The 16046-nt window shown below is 70.0% G+C and carries 15 protein-coding genes; 11 read left to right on the top strand and 4 right to left on the bottom strand.

Features of this window, described 5'->3' with window-relative positions; genetic code table 11:
- The first annotated feature begins 38 nt into the window (after positions 1–38).
- A complete protein-coding gene (locus tag MNQ95_RS05860; RefSeq protein ID WP_162408082.1) occupies positions 39–1055 on the top strand; it encodes a 3-oxoacyl-ACP synthase III in 1017 nt (338 codons plus the stop codon).
- Positions 1056–1182: 127 nt separating this feature from the next.
- Here the strand turns inward: MNQ95_RS05860 and MNQ95_RS05855 are convergent, their stop codons facing one another.
- Positions 1183–1911, bottom strand: a complete 729-nt coding sequence (locus MNQ95_RS05855; RefSeq protein ID WP_162408081.1) for a UPF0149 family protein — start codon at positions 1909–1911, stop codon at positions 1183–1185.
- Between the two features lie 135 nt (positions 1912–2046).
- Between MNQ95_RS05855 and MNQ95_RS05850 the strand changes: the two genes are divergently transcribed.
- Positions 2047–2982: an alpha/beta fold hydrolase gene (locus MNQ95_RS05850; protein WP_241954083.1), complete on the top strand. Its 936-nt coding sequence runs from the start codon at positions 2047–2049 to the stop codon at positions 2980–2982.
- 139 nt (positions 2983–3121) lie between these two features.
- Here the strand turns inward: MNQ95_RS05850 and MNQ95_RS05845 are convergent, their stop codons facing one another.
- A complete protein-coding gene (locus MNQ95_RS05845) occupies positions 3122–3505 on the bottom strand; it encodes a YkgJ family cysteine cluster protein (protein WP_241954082.1) in 384 nt (127 codons plus the stop codon).
- 117 nt (positions 3506–3622) lie between these two features.
- Here MNQ95_RS05845 and oleC point away from each other — a divergent pair, with 117 nt between their 5' ends.
- The 5 genes from oleC to ubiB all read left to right on the top strand — a co-directional run bounded on the left by oleC (position 3623) and on the right by ubiB (position 8974).
- On the top strand, positions 3623–5287 hold the full coding sequence (gene oleC, locus MNQ95_RS05840) for an olefin beta-lactone synthetase (protein ID WP_241954081.1): 1665 nt from the start codon (positions 3623–3625) through the stop codon (positions 5285–5287).
- Entirely contained in the window at positions 5284–6291 is a 1008-nt protein-coding gene (gene oleD / locus MNQ95_RS05835) for a 2-alkyl-3-oxoalkanoate reductase (protein WP_241954080.1), read from the top strand. Before oleC ends, oleD begins: the two co-directional genes overlap by 4 nt.
- A 67-nt stretch (positions 6292–6358) precedes the next feature.
- Positions 6359–6517 carry a DUF1328 domain-containing protein gene (locus MNQ95_RS05830; protein WP_162408076.1) on the top strand — a complete coding sequence of 53 codons (159 nt, stop codon included), beginning with the start codon at positions 6359–6361 and terminating at the stop codon, positions 6515–6517.
- Between the two features lie 178 nt (positions 6518–6695).
- Complete coding sequence (locus MNQ95_RS05825) at positions 6696–7319, top strand: ubiquinone biosynthesis accessory factor UbiJ (RefSeq protein WP_241954079.1); 624 nt, start codon at positions 6696–6698, stop codon at positions 7317–7319.
- On the top strand, positions 7316–8974 hold the full coding sequence (gene ubiB, locus MNQ95_RS05820) for a ubiquinone biosynthesis regulatory protein kinase UbiB (RefSeq protein ID WP_241954078.1): 1659 nt from the start codon (positions 7316–7318) through the stop codon (positions 8972–8974). Before MNQ95_RS05825 ends, ubiB begins: the two co-directional genes overlap by 4 nt.
- A gap of 254 nt (positions 8975–9228) precedes the next feature.
- Here the strand turns inward: ubiB and MNQ95_RS05815 are convergent, their stop codons facing one another.
- A complete protein-coding gene (locus MNQ95_RS05815) occupies positions 9229–12033 on the bottom strand; it encodes a M16 family metallopeptidase (RefSeq protein ID WP_241954077.1) in 2805 nt (934 codons plus the stop codon).
- Positions 12034–12161: 128 nt separating this feature from the next.
- Here MNQ95_RS05815 and MNQ95_RS05810 point away from each other — a divergent pair, with 128 nt between their 5' ends.
- On the top strand, positions 12162–12863 hold the full coding sequence (locus MNQ95_RS05810) for a pseudouridine synthase (RefSeq protein ID WP_162408072.1): 702 nt from the start codon (positions 12162–12164) through the stop codon (positions 12861–12863).
- 3 nt (positions 12864–12866) lie between these two features.
- Here the strand turns inward: MNQ95_RS05810 and MNQ95_RS05805 are convergent, their stop codons facing one another.
- Positions 12867–13382, bottom strand: coding sequence for a DUF2059 domain-containing protein (locus tag MNQ95_RS05805; RefSeq protein WP_241954076.1), 516 nt, complete (start codon positions 13380–13382; stop codon positions 12867–12869).
- 107 nt (positions 13383–13489) lie between these two features.
- Between MNQ95_RS05805 and arfB the strand changes: the two genes are divergently transcribed.
- Genes arfB through MNQ95_RS05790 form a run of 3 tightly spaced genes read left to right on the top strand, consistent with a single transcriptional unit; the run spans position 13490 to position 15975 of the window.
- Complete coding sequence (gene arfB, locus MNQ95_RS05800; RefSeq protein WP_162408070.1) at positions 13490–13921, top strand: alternative ribosome rescue aminoacyl-tRNA hydrolase ArfB; 432 nt, start codon at positions 13490–13492, stop codon at positions 13919–13921.
- Positions 13922–13924: 3 nt separating this feature from the next.
- A complete protein-coding gene (locus MNQ95_RS05795; RefSeq protein WP_162408069.1) occupies positions 13925–14530 on the top strand; it encodes a lysophospholipid acyltransferase family protein in 606 nt (201 codons plus the stop codon).
- Positions 14531–14538: 8 nt separating this feature from the next.
- The gene (locus MNQ95_RS05790; RefSeq protein WP_241954075.1) at positions 14539–15975 is read left to right on the top strand and encodes a cryptochrome/photolyase family protein; all 1437 of its coding nucleotides are present in this window, start codon (positions 14539–14541) and stop codon (positions 15973–15975) included.
- Positions 15976–16046: the final 71 nt, after the last annotated feature.

The raw sequence follows: 16046 nt of genomic DNA, 5'->3' as shown, positions 1-16046 counted from the left end.
GAATCGATGCCCCTTTCGCCCTTCCGGCGCGGCCTGCCATGCTTTTCAAGAATGTCTCCATCGCGGGTCTGGCGCACATCGATGCGCCGCACACGCTGACCTCGCAGGCAATCAACGAACGGTTGAAGCCGACCCTGGACCGCCTGGGCATCCGCACCGACGTGCTCGGCGACATCGCCGGCATCCATGCCCGCCGCATGTGGGACGACGACCAGCAGGCCTCCGACGTGGCCACCCTGGCCGCGCGCAAGGCGCTGCTCGACGCCGGCATCGGCGTGGACAAGATCGGCCTGCTGGTCAACACCTCCGTCAGCCGCGACTACCTGGAGCCGTCCACCGCGTCGATCGTGTCCGGCAACCTGGGCGTGTCCGACCACTGCATGACCTTCGACGTCGCCAACGCCTGCCTGGCCTTCATCAACGGCATGGATATCGCCGCCCGCATGCTCGAGCGCGGCGAGATCGACTACGCGCTGGTGGTGGACGGCGAGACCGCCAACCTGGTCTATGAGAAGACCCTCGAGCGGATGGCTTCCCCGGACGTGACCGAGCAGCAGTTCCGCGATGAGATGGCCGCCCTGACCCTGGGCTGCGGCGCCGCGGCGATGGTCATGGCCCGCCGCGAGCTGGTCCCGGACGCGCCGCGCTACAAGGGCGGCGTGACCCGCTCGGCCACCGAATTCAACCAGCTGTGCCGCGGCAACCTGGACCGCATGGTCACCGACACCCGCATGCTGCTGATCGAGGGCATCAAGCTGGCGCAGAAGACCTTCATCGCGGCCAAGCTGGCGTTGGGCTGGGCGGTGGACGAGCTGGACCAGTTCGTGATCCACCAGGTCAGCCGCCCGCACACCGCCGCGTTCGTGAAGTCGATCGGCATCGACCCGAAGAAGGTCATGACCATTTTCGGCGAGCACGGCAACATCGGCCCGGCCTCGGTGCCGATCGTGCTGAGCAAGCTCAAGGAGCTGGGCCGGCTGAAGAAGGGCGACCGCATCGCCCTGCTCGGGATCGGCTCCGGCCTGAACTGCTCGATGGCCGAGGTCGAATGGTGAGGCGCCCCGCGCACACCTGAGTGGAACGAAGGGCCGGCTTGTCCGGCCCTTTTCATGTCTGGCCCGTTGGGCGCGTCGTCGCCGGATCCCGGTAGTTGCCCGGGCCCGTCTCAGCCAGGGTCGCTGTTCAGTCCGCCCCGCAGCACTTCTTGTGCTTCTTCCCGCTGCCGCACGGGCAGGGATCGTTGCGGCCCGGGCCCGCCTCGCGGCGGATCGGCGTACGCGGGGTCAGCGCGGCGATGTGGTGGTGGTTGAGATCGGCCAGCATGGCCGGCAGGTCCATCACGATCTCCAGCCGCTCGCGATAGCCCAGTGGCGCCGGGGCCTTCTCCGGATCGTCTGCGTCGGCGACTTCGCCTGAGGCCAGGCGCTCGAGCAGGTCGAAGAGCTCGTCGATCCAGTCGTTCGCTTCCAGCCACTGATCCCATTCGGCCTCCCGCAAGGCCACGCCTTCGAAGAAGCCCAGCGCCCATTCCCGGCCGACGTCGAGTTCATCCTCGCCCAGGGCCTCATCGCCGTCTTCCGGATCCTCCGGCAGCCACATCAGCGGCATCAGGTGGTCCGGCAGGTCCTGCTCCCCGTGGCGCGCGCGGGCGGCGCACATGTTCCAGTGGCCGGCCAGCAGGTCCTGGACTTCCTGCGCCTCCTCCGGGCTGCCCCAGCCGGGCGCCTTGCCGCCCCATACCACCGGCTGCCACTCCTCCGGCGGCACCGGCGAGGGCGCCACTACCAGCGCCGAAAGAAACCCGTCCAGCGCTTCCAGGTTGAAGCCGCGGAACGGCACGGCGCGTTGTTCGAGCAGCGCGGAGAGCCGTTCGATCTGCGTGTCGTCGAGCTGGAGCGGGGGCTTGGCCATGGCGGGCGGGATGGTGGGAGGGGCATGCATGGTAGTCCCTGCGAGGCACGAGGGCTGTCGCCGTCGCCTGCACCGCCGGCTGGCGCCGGGTCGCACTGGCCTACAATGCGGGGTTTCCGCGCGAACCCGCTGCCCGTGCCCCAGTTTCCCGGTTATCCCCGCGACCCGAAGCGCTTCGAAGTCCGTCCCGGCATCGCCATGTCCTACCTGGACGAGGGCCCGCGCGACGGCGAAGTGGTGGTCGCGCTGCACGGCAATCCGTCGTGGAGCTACTACTGGCGCACGCTCGTGGCCGGGTTGACGGACCCGGCTGGCGGCAAGCAATACCGGGTGATCGTCCCCGACCACGTCGGCATGGGCCTGTCGGACAAGCCGGACGACTACCTGGCGTCCTCGCCGCGCTACGACTACACCCTGCAGTCGCGGGTGGACGACCTGGAGGCGCTGCTGCGCCATGCCGGCGTCGACGATGGCACGCCGGTGACCCTGGCCGTGCACGACTGGGGCGGGATGATCGGCTTCGGCTGGGCGCTGAAGCACGCCGCGCAGGTGAAGCGGCTGGTGATCCTCAACACCGCTGCGTTCCCGATGCCGGCCGACAAGGCGATGCCGTGGCAGATCGCGCTGGGCCGCGACTACTTCGTCGGCGAGCTGGTGGTCCGCATGTTCAACGCGTTCTCAGCCGGGGCGTCCTGGCTGGGCGTGGAGCGGAAGATGCCCGCCGACGTGCGTCGTGCCTACGTGGCGCCGTACGACTCGTGGAAGAACCGCATCGCCACCATCCGCTTCATGCAGGACATCCCGCTGTCGCCCAAGGACGAGGCCTGGCCGCTGCTCGAGGCGGCCGGCAAGGCGCTGCCCGCGTTCGCCGACCGCCCCGCCTTCATCGGCTGGGGCCTGAAGGACTTCGTGTTCGACCACCACTTCCTCGAACGCTTCCGCGCCGACCTGCCGCAGGCCGAAGTGCATGCATTCGAGGATGCCGGGCATTACGTGCTCGAAGACAGGCATGAAGTGCTGGTGCCGGCGATCCGGCGTTTCCTCGACGCGAATCCGCCGAACAGCGACTGAGCCGTGCTCTTGCAGGAGCGGGCATGACCGCGACCCGACGCCATTGGCGCAGGCGACGCTCTCGTGATTCCGATGCCCGTGTCGCGGTCATGCCCGCTCCTACAGGAGCGCGGCACGACTTCGATGCACCGTGATGGGCTTACGCGTCCGGCGGCGGATTGCGTTCGGCTTCGCCGACGCCGATCCAGTCCGCTTCGGTCAACGCGTGCAGCCCATGCGCCAGTCGCGACTTGTCGCATTGCGCGCTGCGCGCGCCGAACTCCAGCGAAGCCGGCACCGCGGCGCACGCCGACGGCCGGCGGTCGTGGATCGTGCAGCGGCTGTAGCGGCCGATGTCGGCGTCCAGGGCAATGCAGCGCGGCTGCGCCTGCGAGGTGCCGCGCATGACGCGCTCATGGGTGCGCAGGGTGTCGGTCAACTCCAGCGGCACCTGTCCGCCATGGGCGGCGTCGGCCTCGCTCCAGTGGAAGCTGACGCGGAAGTAGGCGCAGCAGGCACCACAGGTCAGGCAGGGATGCGCCATCGGGAGCCGCGATGCGAGGGGGGCGCGGCATTCTGCCGGAACCGCGGGCCGGCGCAAGCGGCGGCGCTTCAGCTTCGGCCAAGGCGAGCGTACGGGGGGATCGGCGATAATCGGCCGATGACGCAACCCTGCAACATCGCCGCGGCGCTGCCGCGACTGGCCGCCGAACGTCCCGACCAGCCCGCGATCCGCTGCCCCGGCCGGCGTGGCGCGGGCGCGGGCCTGGCCGCCTATGACGTCGTCCTGGATTACCGCGCGCTGGATGTGCGCAGCGACGCGATCGCCGCCGGCCTGGCCCGGCACGGGATCGTCCGCGGCATGCGCACGGTGGTCATGGTGCGGCCGTCGCCGGAGTTCTTCCTGCTGATGTTCGCCCTGTTCAAGGCCGGCGCGGTGCCGGTGCTGGTCGATCCGGGCATCGCCCGGCGCGCGCTGCGGCAATGCCTGGACGAGGCGCAGGCGCAGGCCTTCATCGGCATCCCGCTGGCCCACGTCGCGCGTCGCGTGCTGGGCTGGGCGAAGTCGGCACAGGTGCTGGTCACCGTGGGCCGGCGCTGGGGCTGGGGCGGCGCGACGCTGGCCCAGGTCGAACGCCAGGGCTCCGCCGCCGGGCCGCAACTGGCCGACACCGCGCCGGACGATGTCGCCGCGATCCTGTTCACCAGCGGATCGACCGGCGTGCCCAAGGGGGTGGTTTACCGCCATCGCCACTTCGTCGCCCAGATCGAGATGATGCGCACCGCATTCGGCATCGAGCCCGGCGGCGTGGACCTGCCGACGTTCCCGCCGTTCGCGCTGTTCGATCCGGCGCTGGGCCTGACCTCGGTGATCCCCGACATGGACCCGACCCGGCCGGCGCGGGCCAATCCGGAGCGGTTGCACGACGCGATCCGCCGCTTCGGGGTGACCCAGCTGTTCGGCTCGCCGGCGCTGATGCGGGTGCTGGCCGAGCATGGCCGTCCACTGCCCAGCCTGCGCCGGGTGACCTCCGCCGGTGCACCGGTGCCGCCGGAAGTGGTCGAGAAGATCCGCACCCTGCTGCCCGACGACGCGCAGTTCTGGACGCCGTACGGCGCCACCGAATGCCTGCCGGTGGCGGTGATCGAAGGGCGCGAGCTGCAGGACACGCGCGCGGCGACCGAAGCCGGAGCCGGCACCTGCGTCGGCCGCCCGGTGCCGCCGAACGAAGTCAGGATCATCGCCATCGACGATGCACCGATCGCAGACTGGTCCGGCGTGCGCGAGCTGGCGCCGGGTGAGGTCGGCGAGATCACCGTGGCCGGTCCTACCGCCACCGACAGCTACTTCAACCGCGACGCGGCCACGGCCGCGGCCAAGATCCGCGAAGTGCGTGAATCCGGCGGCGAACGGGTCGTGCATCGCATGGGCGACGTCGGCTATTTCGACGACGAGGGCCGGCTCTGGTTCTGCGGCCGCAAGACCCAGCGCGTGGAAGCGAGCGGTGGGCCGCTCCATACCGAACAGGTCGAGCCGGTGTTCAACGTGCACCCGCAGGTGCGCCGCACCGCGCTGGTCGGCGTCGGCGCGCGCGGCACGCAGCGCGTGGTGCTGTGCGTGGAGCTGGCGGCGGGCGTGCATGCGGGCGAGTTCGCGCGGATCGAAGCGGAACTTCGCGCGCGCGGCGCGCGGCACGCCCATGCCGCACGCGTCGAGCGTTTCCTGCAGCACCCGGGGTTCCCGGTCGACATCCGCCACAATGCCAAGATCGGCCGCGAGAAGCTGGCCGCCTGGGCCACCGCCCGCCTCGGAGCGAATGCATGAAGATCCTGGTCACCGGCGGTGGCGGATTCCTGGGCCAGGCGCTGTGCCGCGGCCTGCGCCAGCGCGGGCACGAGGTGGTCAGCTTCCAGCGCAGCCACTCGCCGGCGCTGGCCGCGCTCGGCGTCGGCCAGATCCGCGGCGACCTCGCCGACGGGCACGCGGTGATGCACGCTGCCGCCGGCATCGACGCGGTTTTCCACAACGCGGCCAAGGCCGGCGCATGGGGCAGCTACGACAGCTATTTCCAGGCCAATGTCGTGGGCACCCGCAACGTGCTGGCGGCCTGCCGCGAGCACCGGGTCGGCAGGCTGGTCTACACCTCCACGCCCAGCGTGACCCATCGCGCCACCCATCCGGTGGAAGGACTCGGCGCCGACGAAGTGCCCTACGGCGAGGACTTCCAGGCGCCCTACGCAGCGACCAAGACGATCGCCGAGCAGGAAGTCCTGGCCGCCAACAGCGCGCAGCTGGCCGTCGTCGCACTGCGCCCGCGCCTGATCTGGGGACCGGGCGACGCGCAGATCCTGCCGCGCCTGGTCGAGCGCTCGCGCGCAGGCCGGCTGCGCATCGTCGGCAGTGGCGACAACCTGGTCGACACCACCTACATCGACAACGCCGCGCAGGCGCACTTCGACGCGTTCGAGCACCTCGCACCCGGCGCCGCATGCGCCGGCAAGGCCTATTTCATCTCCAACGGCGAACCCAAGCCGATGCGCGAGCTGCTCAATGCATTGCTCGCCGCCGCGGGCGCTCCGCCCGTGGACAAGCACCTGTCGTTCAAGGCCGCGTACCGCATCGGTGCGGTGTGCGAACGGTTGTGGCCGCTGCTGCGCCTGCGCGGCGAGCCGCCGATGACGCGCTTCCTCGCCGAGCAGCTCAGTACCCCGCACTGGTACAGCATGGAGCCGGCGCAGCGCGACTTCGGTTACGTGCCACGGGTGTCCTTTGACGAGGGACTCACAAGGCTGAAGGCTGCATGGCAGGAAGCCGGCGCCATCACCTGATCACCACCGGCGACCGCGCAGCATCCCCGGCAACCGCCTGGAGTGGCGCTCACCGAGGGATACCCCGATGCTTCATTACGCCGTCGTCTTCTTCGTCATCGCCGTCATCGCCGCGATCCTGGGTTTCAGCGGAATCGCCGGTGCCGCGACCAACATCGCCTGGATCCTGTTCGTCGTGTTCCTGATCCTGGGCGCGATCTCGCTGCTGCGCGGCCGCAAGGTCTAGCGCCACGCACCGCAAGGAGGGAGCTCGCCGCCCGGGCCGTGTGCAACCGGCGTGCGGCAGGCATGGAGGCCATGGAGCGGGCGAGGCGCAAGCCTCGCCCGTTCCTTTTTCCGTCGCCACGCCGCCATGCACCGAGGTCGTTGCGCCCTGGCCTGGTGGCGGCCGGTAGAATGCGGCCATGCCCACGCCCTTCGATGCCTTCAAGCCACTGGCCGGACGCGCCCTGGAAACAGCGCTGAATCGCGCAGTGGCGCTGGATCCCGATACCCGCACCGCGCTCGCGTCCATGGACGGGCGGCGCATCTCGCTGGCGCTGGAATCGCCGCCGCTGGCGCTGGAGATCGGCGTACACGGTGGCTACCTGCAGGTCGGTCCGCCGTTGCGCGAGGCCGACCTCGCCGTGCGTGGCACGATCGGCGGACTGCTCGGGCAGCTGCCGTTCCTGGCGGGCGCGCGGGGCAACGGCCGCCTGCATGTCTCCGGCGATGCGGACCTGGCCCAACGCCTGCAGCGCCTGGCCGCCGGATTCGAGCCGGACTGGCAGCAGCCCTTCGTCGCCGCCTTCGGCGAGGTGATCGGCGTGCAGGTCGCCAACGCCGCCGCCGCCGCGCTGCGTGGCGCCCGGGTGGCCGCTACCGGCCTGGCCCGGTCGGGGGCGGAGTACGTCACCGAGGAATCCCGCGACGTGGTCGCGCGCGCCGAGCTGGCCGCATTCAACGATGACGTCGATGCCTTGCGCGACGACGTCGAGCGCATTGCCGCGCGCGTGGCGCGCCTGCCGCGTGCGGAGGCGGCCCAGTGAGGGCCGCATCGCGCGCCTGGCGCATCGGTCGCGTGGTCCTGCGCTACCGCCTGGACGAACTGCTCGACGACACTCCGGTCGAACGCTGGCTGCGGCTGGGCAAGCCGTTCGTGCCGCGCGCGTCGGCCCACGTCGCCGGACTTCCGCGCGGCGCCCGCCTGCGCCTGGCCCTGCAGGAGCTGGGGCCGATCTTCGTCAAGTTCGGCCAGATCCTGTCGACCCGCCGCGACCTGGTGCCGCATGACATCGCCGAAGAGCTGACCCTGCTGCAGGACCAGGTGGCGCCTTTCGACGGCGACACCGCGCGCGTCATCGTCGAGCAGGCGCTGGGCCAGCCGATCGCCAGCGCATTCGCCGCGTTCGACACCGTGCCGCTGGCGTCCGCGTCGATCGCGCAGGTGCATGCCGCGCGCCTGCACGGCGGGCGCGAGGTCGTGGTCAAGGTGCTGCGTCCACGCATCGAGAAGCAGATCGCTTCGGACATCGCCCTGCTCAGGTCGCTGGCCGCGCTGGTGGACCGCACCCATCCCAACGCCGACAAGATACGTCCGCAGGCGGTGGTCGCCGAAGTGGAGACGACCCTGGCCGCGGAGCTGGACCTGCAGCGCGAAGGTGCCAATGCCAGCGTGATGCGGCGGCTGTGGGCCGATTCGCCGGACCTGTACGTGCCGGAGGTGGTGTGGACGCACACCGCCTCGCGCGTGTTGACCATGGAGCGGGTCAGCGGCATCCCTTCGGATGACGTGGTCGCGCTGGAGGCGGCCGGCATCGACCGCAAGGTGCTCGCGGCCAAGGGCGTGCGCGTGTTCTACACGCAGGTGTTCCGGGACAACTTCTTCCACGCCGATGCGCATGCCGGCAACATCTGGGTCGACGATGATCCGGCGCGGCGGCACGATCCGCGTTTCATCGCCCTGGATTTCGGCATCGTCGGCCAGCTGTCGGCGCAGGACCAGTACTACCTGGCCGAGAACTTCATGGCGATCTTCCGCAAGGACTACCGCCGCATCGCCGAGTTGCACGTGGAGGCCGGCTGGATGCCGGCGACCGTGCGCATCGACGAACTGGAGGCGGCCGTGCGCGGGGTGTGCGAGCCGTACTTCACCCGGCCGCTCAGCGAAGTTCCGCTGGCCGAGGTGCTGGCCAAGCTGTTCCGCACCGCGCAGCGCTACGAGCTGACCCTGCAACCGCAGCTGATCCTCCTGCAGAAGACCCTGCTGAACATCGAGGGCGTCGGCCGCCTGCTGGATCCGGCACTGGATATCTGGGCGGTGGCGCAACCGGTGCTGGAGAAGATCCTGCGCGAACGCTACAGCCCGCGCCGGCTGCTGCGTGAATTCGGCAAGCGCGTGCCGGAGTTGATGACCCGCGCACCGGAGATGCCGCGACTGCTGCATGCCTGGCTGGAGCAGCAGGTCGAGGGCCGGCACGAGATGGGCATCCGCTCGCAGGACCTGGCCGAACTGGCGCGCACCCTGCAGACGATGCAGCGCCGCTCGGTGGCCGCGATCCTCGGCAGCGGCCTTTTGCTGGTGGCGGCCGTGCTGTACGCGCTGGAAGCCGGTGGCCCGAGCGTGCTGGGTATCCCGGCCTCGGCATGGATCGCCGGCCTCGGCGGCCTGTGGGCGATCCTGGCGGCATTGCCGCGGCGGTAGGGAGCGGCGGCGATGTTGCCGCCATGCCATTACTGCCCGGGTCGGTGGCGCATGCGTCGACGTGCGGCGTCATCGACACAGGTGACGCAGCCATGCCCCGGGCCCGTGCCGCAGAAGAGCGGATCCGCGGGCAGGAATGCAACGACACAAGCCGGTGACCGCCAGCGCGCCTCGCCTTGCATCGCGCGATGTTGCGCAAAAGAAACGGGCGACCCTCGCGGGCCGCCCGTCCACCAGCGCTATCGTGGATTGCCTTACCGGCCTGCGGGACCGGCACCCGCGTCGGTCGATGCGGCTTTCGCCGCCGCGGCGAAGTCGCCGGCAGCGAACACGCTCAGCTTCGCCGGATCCAGGTGTTTGCGGATCGCGGCATTGACCTGGTCCAGCGTCAGCGCGCGGTACTTCTCGTCCAGGTCCGCGGTGAACTGCATGGTGCGGCCGAAATACAGCTGGTCCTGCAGCATGCCGACGACCTGGCCGTCGTTGGCACGACCCTGCTCGCGCTCGGTCAACAGGCCGGATACCGCATCACGCAGCTCCTCGGAGGTGATGCCGCTGGCGATCAGCTTCTGCAGCTCCTCGCGCACCGCCGCTTCGACCTTGTCCATGTTCTGCGGGGCGGCGATGGCCTGGATCGAGAAGCTGCCGGCGTCGTCCTTGCCGGCGAGGCTGTCGTCGGCGCCGATCGTGCTGGACACTCCGTAGCTCAGGCCTTCCTTCTGCCGGATGCGGTCGCCCAGGCGCGATTTCAGCGCGCCACCGCCGAAGATGCGGTTGGCCACGATCAGGGCAGGATAGTCGGCATCGGTCACGCGCAGGGCCACGTTGTGGCGGGCCATGAACACCGCATTGGGCTTGTCCGGCGCGGGCAGGCGCTCGTCGACCGCGGCCACGGCGGTGTAGCTCGTGCTGATGGGCGCGTAGGCGTGAGCGGTCTTCCAGCCGGCGAACAGCGTCTCCAGCTGCTTCTTCACCGCTTCGGCGTCGAAGTCGCCGACGATGGCGATCTCGCCTTGCGCGGTGCCGTAGAAGTCGCGGTGGAAAGCGACCAGGTCCTCGCGCGTCAGCGAGCGCAGCCGGGCCAGGGATTCGTCCAGCGTCTCGGTATGGAGGGGGTGGCCGGCGGGCCACGGGTCGAAGTGCAGGGCAAGCGCCTGGCCGGCGATGCTGCCCGGTTCCCTGCGCGAAGCCTCCAGGCCGGTGATCGCCTGCAACTTGAGCTGTTCGAATTCGTCCTGCGGGAAGGTCGGCTCGCGCAACAGCGTGGCCATCAGCGCAAGCGCTTCGGGCAGCTGCGCCCGCCGGCTGAGCAAGGACAGGCTGCCGCCCTGGAGACTGCCGCCGACACCACCCTTGGTCTGCAGCGCTTCAAGCTTCTGGTCGATCTGCACGCGGCTCAACTGCTTGGCCCCGCGCATCAGCATCGCGCCGGTGAAGTCGGCGGCCGTATCGCGCCCGGTCAGGGAAGCGACGTCGCCGAAGCGGAAGTTGCCGCTCACTACGACCGTGCCGCCGCGGGTGCGCTTGGGCAGCAGCGCGACCTTCAGGCTGTCGCCGAGAATGAAACGCTCGGTGCGCGCCTCGATGTTGGCCGGCGTCGGCTCGAAATGCTCGCCTGCGTCGACCGCCGCGCGCCCGGTGTACCCCGCGACCACGCTGGCGGCGGCCGGTGCGGCCGGCACGTCGACGCGGTCGGGCGCGTCGGTCGGCACGAAGCGACCCAGGGTGCGGTTGCCCGAACGCAGGTACTGGGCGGCGACACGGTTGACGTCTTCCGCGGTGACCTTGGCCACCGCGTCGCGGCTGGTGAACAGCAGGCGCCAGTCGCCGGCGGAGACGAACTCCGACAGGCCCATGCCGACCGCGTTGACGTCGGTGAAGTACAGGTCGTAGGAATTGGCGATGCGCTGCTGCGCCTGCGTCACTTCCTCGGCGGTCACCGGCAGTTTGGCCACCTGCTCGACCTGGGCGAGCATTACTTCTTCCATCTTCCGTGCATCGCCGCTGCGCGGCTGCACCGCGACGGCGGTGAACATGCCCGCATTGGCAAGCCCTTCGGCGCTGGCGCCGGAGGCAGCGGCAATGCGCGTCTCGACCAGCGCCCGGTGCATGCGGCCGCCCGGGGTGTGGCCGAGCACGTTGGCCAGCACGGCCAGGGCCGCGTTGTCGGCGTGGGTGCGGGCAGGGATGTGGTACGCGGCGGCGACGAGGTTGAGGTCGCCGACCCGGCGCACGGTGACCTCGCGCTCGCCATCCTGCGCCGGTTCGAGCGTGGGCGCGTGCGGCAGCGGCGTCTTCGGGTTCTTCAGCGGGCCGAATGCGGCCTGCACCTTGGCCAGGGTCTGGTCCGGATCGATGCGCCCGGCGATCACCAGGGTGGCGTTGTCAGGCCGGTACCAGGTCCGGTAGAACGCCTGCAGCTGCTCGATCTGCAGGCCCTCCACGTCCGAGCGCGCGCCGATGGTGGAGTGGCCGTAGTTGTGCCAGAGGTAGGCGGTCGAGCGCAGGCGCTGCATCAGCACGCCGATCGGATTGTTTTCGCCGGCTTCCAGCTCGTTGCGGACCACGGTCATTTCGCTGTCCAGGTCGCTCCGTGCCACGCGCGAGGCGAGCATGCGGTCGGCCTCCATGCCCAGCACCCAATCCAGGGTCTGTGCGTTGGCCGGGAACGAGGCGAAGTAATTGGTGCGGTCCAGCGAAGTGGTGGCGTTGAAGGCGATGCCGCGGCGCTTCATCTCGCCGCTGATATCGTCATGGCTCGGCGTGCCCTTGAACAGCAGGTGCTCGAGCAGGTGGGCCATGCCGGTCTGGCCGTAGTTCTCGTGCACCGATCCCACGCCATAGGTGAGGTTGACGGTGACGGTCGGCTTGGTCGGGTCGGGGAACAGCAGCACGCGCAGGCCGTTGGCCAGGGTGAACTCGCTGATGCCTTCGATGCTCGGCCCGGCGACGATGCCCTTGGGCAGTGCGGGTGCCTGCGCCGCGGCGGCCGGCACGGGGCCGGGCAGCGCAAGGGCTACGACGAGGGCGAATGCGAGAATGGACTTGCCGGGGATCATCCGTGGTCTCCAACGAAGAGGGCCGGGCGGGTTGCCGGCCCGGCGAGTGTCGCAGATGTCATCCCGGGCCGCTGCGCCGCAGGTTTCGCAACCCGGTAGGGTTTACGCACGCAAAAGGGTAGGAATCGATGCAGTTGCCGGTGGTGTACGAAGACGAATGGCTGGCGGTGGTCGACAAGCCGGCCGGGCTGATGGTGCACGACAGCGCACTGGCCGCCGACGAGACCGACTTCGCCGCCGATCGCCTGCGCGCGCAGTTCGGGCGGTCGATCCACCTGGTGCACCGGCTGGATCGCGCGACCAGTGGTTGCCTGTTGCTGGCGTTCGACCGCGACAGCGCCTCGGCGCTGGGCAAGGCGGTGATGGCGCAGCAGCTCGACAAGCGCTATCTCGCGGTGTGCCGCGGTTGGCCGGACGAGGCGTTCACGATCGACCATGCACTCGATGGCGGCCCGGGCAAGCCGCAGAAGAAGCCGGCGGTCACCCGGTTCCGCCGCCTGGCCACCGGCGAACTGCCCGTGCCGTCGGGTGGCTTCGACAGTTCGCGCTATGCGCTGCTGGAATGCGAGCTGCTGACCGGCCGCTTCCGCCAGATCCGCCGCCACCTCAAGCACGCCTCGCACCACCTGGTCGGCGACACCAGCCACGGCGACGGCCGCCACAACCGCGAGTTCCGCATGCGTGGCGTGCACCGGATGCTGCTGCATGCATGGCGACTGGGATTCCCGCACCCGCGCAGCGGCGAAATCTTGAACGTCCAAGCGCCGCCGCAGGGTGAATTCGTCAGGGCAATGGATCTTTTCGGCTGGCGCGTGCCGGAACTTTCGTGAACATCAACGGGCCGGCTCGCCGGATGCATGCATCTTTTCCACCCGGCTTTCGGTCCGTTCGCGGAGCCCGGCCATCTCGGGCTCCATGACCCGGACGATCGCGCTCATCAGGTTCTGCAGCAGTGCCGGCTGGCGTTCGATCATGCGTTGCCCGGCAGCCGTTTCGTAGAAGGCGATCATCGCCTCGATGTCCTGTACGTCGTAGGTCTGGCGATAGACCTCCAGGTAAAACGGAAGCATCTTTTCCCATGCCAGGATCTGGCGCATCTCCGCCTGCTGTTCCTCGAAGAACCGCTGCAGCTGCGCACGCCGCTCGGGCGCGGTATCGGCGGGCAGGGCGCCCTGGATCAGGTCACGCTGCATGGCCTCCATCTGGCCCAGGACGCGGGCGTAGTCCTGTTCGACATTGGTCAGCTCGAACAGGCGCTGCAGGCGTGCGTCGTCCGGCGCTGCGGCCGCGGCCGGCAGGGCCAGGGCGGAAAGCGCCAGAAATACGGCGAGGCCGCGGACAATCAGCATGGGTCGGGCTCCGGTTGGCGGGGTGCTGGAGATCCTATCGCGCGGGCAGGAAAACCTGCGCACCCCTCACGCCCGGCGCCTCGGCTGTTCGCTTAGAATTCCGGCCCATGCCCGCCGACGACCTGGTCATCAGCCCCACCCTGGCGATCCCCGATGCGGAGATCGTCGAGCGTTTCGTACGTGCCAGCGGCGCCGGCGGGCAGAACGTCAACAAGGTGTCCACGGCGGTCGAATTGCGCTTCGACATCGCCGGCTCGCCCTCGCTGCCCGAGCCCCTGCGTGCGCGGCTGCTGGCCCGGCGCGACCGCCGCGTGACCGACGCCGGCGTGCTGGTGATCGACGCGCAGCGCTTCCGCACCCAGGACCGCAATCGCCAGGACGCACGCGAGCGGCTCGCCGCTTTCGTCGTTGCCGGCCTGTCGGTGCCCAAGCGGCGGATCGAGACCAAGCCGACCCGCGCGTCGAAGCAGCGTCGACTGCAGGGCAAGCGCGAGCGCAGCGAGATCAAGCGCGGCCGCGGCACCAGCAGCTGGGACTGACCCATGGCCGTCCACGAGCCACTGTTGCCTGCGCTTCCGCCGAACATGCCGCAGGTGCCGCCTGCACGCCGCTTCTCGCGCTGGCTTGGCCGCAGCATCCTCAGGCTCGCCGGCTGGCGCGTCGTGGGAACCCTCCCGGACATTCCGAAGCTGGTCCTGATCGCCGCGCCGCATTCCTCCAACTGGGACGGCATCCTGGGCCTGGCGGCGAAGATGGCGATGGGTTTCGATGCGCGCATCCTCGGCAAGGATTCGCTGTTCTGGTGGCCGTTGTCGCTGGTGTTGCGCCGGCTGGGCGTGATCCCGCTGGACCGCAGCAAGCCCCAAGGCGTGGTCGGACAGAGCGTCGACCTGATCCGGGAGTCGCCCAGGCTGTGGTTCGCGCTCGCGCCAGAAGGCACGCGCAAGCCGGTCGAGCAGTGGAAGTCCGGCTTCCTCAAGATCGCCCACGGCGCCGAGGTGCCGATCCTGATGGCCTATTTCCACTATCCGGACAAGGTCATCGGCCTCGGTCCGCTGTTCCACACCACCGGCGACCTGGCCGCCGACATGGCCGCGATCCGCGCGTGGTATCGCCCCTGGCGGGGCAAGAACCGCGGCACCGGCTAGGAGCGCGCATGGGAGCGGCCCTGGTCTGGTTCCGCGACGACCTGCGCCTGGACGACCAGCCGGCCCTGCGCGCGGCGCTCGAGCGCGGCTGGTTGCCGATCCCGGTCTACATCCACGCACCCGACGAAGAAGGCGGATGGGCGCCGGGTGCGGCGTCCGATGCGTGGCGTCGCCGTTCGCTGGCTGCACTGTCGGCCGAGCTCGAGCGGCGCGGTTCGCGCCTGCTGGTGCTGCATGGCCCGAGCCTGGGCACGCTGCAGGCGCTGGCCGCGCTCACCGGCGCAGAGGCGGTGCTGTGGACGCGCCGCTACGAGCCGGCGATCGAACAGCGCGATGCAAGAATCAAGCGCAGCCTGCGGCAGACAGGCCTGCACGCGGAGAGCTTCAACGGCTCGCTGTTGTTCGAGCCCTGGGAACTGGCCACCAAGCAGGGCGATCCCTATCGCGTGTTCACCCCGTTCTGGCGTTCGGCGCGCGCGCAGTGGCGGGTGCCGAAAACCTGGGATGCGCCGGCGCAACTGCCTTCGCCCGATGCCATCGAGGCACCGCATGGCGTGTCGATGGATCATGCGCTGCCGGCGCCGGTTCCGGCGTGGGACACGGGCTTCTGGAAACGCTTCAATGCGGGCGAAGCGGGCGCGCGCGAGGCGCTGGCGCGCTTTCTCGGCGCATCGCTCGACGGCTACGCGGCGGCCCGCGACATGGCCGCCGAGGCGGGCACCTCGCGCCTGTCCCCGCACCTGCACTTCGGCGAGATATCGGTGCAGCGCGTGGCCGCGTCGATCATCGATGCAGGCGACGGCGACCGCGTCGCGCCCGCCGACCGCGACCGCTTCCTCGCCGAACTGGGCTGGCGTGAATTCGCGCACCACGTCATGCACCACTTCCCGCACGTGCCCGAGCGCGACCTGGACCCACGCTTCGAGGACTTCCGCTGGGCCCGGCCGCTGCAGGCCCGGCTCGACGCCTGGCGCCACGGCCGTACCGGCGTACCGATCGTGGATGCGGGCATGCGCGAGCTCTGGCACACCGGCTGGATGCACAACCGCGTGCGCATGATCGTGGCCAGCTGGCTGACCAAGCACCTGCGCGTGCACTGGCAACACGGCGCGCGCTGGTTCTGGGACACGCTGGTCGACGCGGACCTCGCCAACAATACGCAGGGCTGGCAATGGACCGCCGGCACCGGTGCCGATGCCGCCCCCTACTTCCGCGTGTTCAATCCGGTGACCCAGGCGCGCAAGTTCGATCCGGACGGCGCGTACGTCGCACGCTGGGTGCCGGAGCTGGCGGCGTTGCCGTTGCCCGCGCGGTTCGCGCCCTGGGAGCAGCCGGACCTCCTGCGGCGGCACGCGCCGGGCTATCCGCGCATGCCGCAGGTCGATCTTGCCGAGGGCAGGCAGGCGGCGCTGGAAGCATTCGCCGCGCTCAAGCGCACGCGCTGACAGCGGCCCGCACCGACGGCGTTCGCAGCGGCGTCACGGCCACGTGACGCGCCACGGGTAGGATCGGATGA

Origin of the sequence: Pseudoxanthomonas daejeonensis (assembly GCF_022637495.1) — a bacterium.
GTDB classification, from domain to species: Bacteria; Pseudomonadota; Gammaproteobacteria; order Xanthomonadales; family Xanthomonadaceae; genus Pseudoxanthomonas; species Pseudoxanthomonas daejeonensis.
Note: the sequence above shows the minus strand (reverse complement) of the source record. Positions and strands in the feature narration are given on the sequence as shown.

Coding starts and splice junctions, on each gene's coding strand:
- MNQ95_RS05860 (WP_162408082.1), top strand. CDS start 39: ATGCTTTTCAAGAATGTCTCCATCGCGGGTCTGGCGCACATCGATGCG.
- oleC (WP_241954081.1), top strand. CDS start 3,623: ATGACGCAACCCTGCAACATCGCCGCGGCGCTGCCGCGACTGGCCGCC.
- MNQ95_RS05795 (WP_162408069.1), top strand. CDS start 13,925: ATGGCCGTCCACGAGCCACTGTTGCCTGCGCTTCCGCCGAACATGCCG.
- MNQ95_RS05855 (WP_162408081.1), bottom strand. CDS start 1,911: ATGGCCAAGCCCCCGCTCCAGCTCGACGACACGCAGATCGAACGGCTC.
- MNQ95_RS05805 (WP_241954076.1), bottom strand. CDS start 13,382: ATGCTGATTGTCCGCGGCCTCGCCGTATTTCTGGCGCTTTCCGCCCTG.
- oleD (WP_241954080.1), top strand. CDS start 5,284: ATGAAGATCCTGGTCACCGGCGGTGGCGGATTCCTGGGCCAGGCGCTG.
- MNQ95_RS05845 (WP_241954082.1), bottom strand. CDS start 3,505: ATGGCGCATCCCTGCCTGACCTGTGGTGCCTGCTGCGCCTACTTCCGC.
- MNQ95_RS05815 (WP_241954077.1), bottom strand. CDS start 12,033: ATGATCCCCGGCAAGTCCATTCTCGCATTCGCCCTCGTCGTAGCCCTT.
- arfB (WP_162408070.1), top strand. CDS start 13,490: ATGCCCGCCGACGACCTGGTCATCAGCCCCACCCTGGCGATCCCCGAT.
- MNQ95_RS05790 (WP_241954075.1), top strand. CDS start 14,539: ATGGGAGCGGCCCTGGTCTGGTTCCGCGACGACCTGCGCCTGGACGAC.
- MNQ95_RS05810 (WP_162408072.1), top strand. CDS start 12,162: ATGCAGTTGCCGGTGGTGTACGAAGACGAATGGCTGGCGGTGGTCGAC.
- MNQ95_RS05825 (WP_241954079.1), top strand. CDS start 6,696: ATGCCCACGCCCTTCGATGCCTTCAAGCCACTGGCCGGACGCGCCCTG.
- MNQ95_RS05830 (WP_162408076.1), top strand. CDS start 6,359: ATGCTTCATTACGCCGTCGTCTTCTTCGTCATCGCCGTCATCGCCGCG.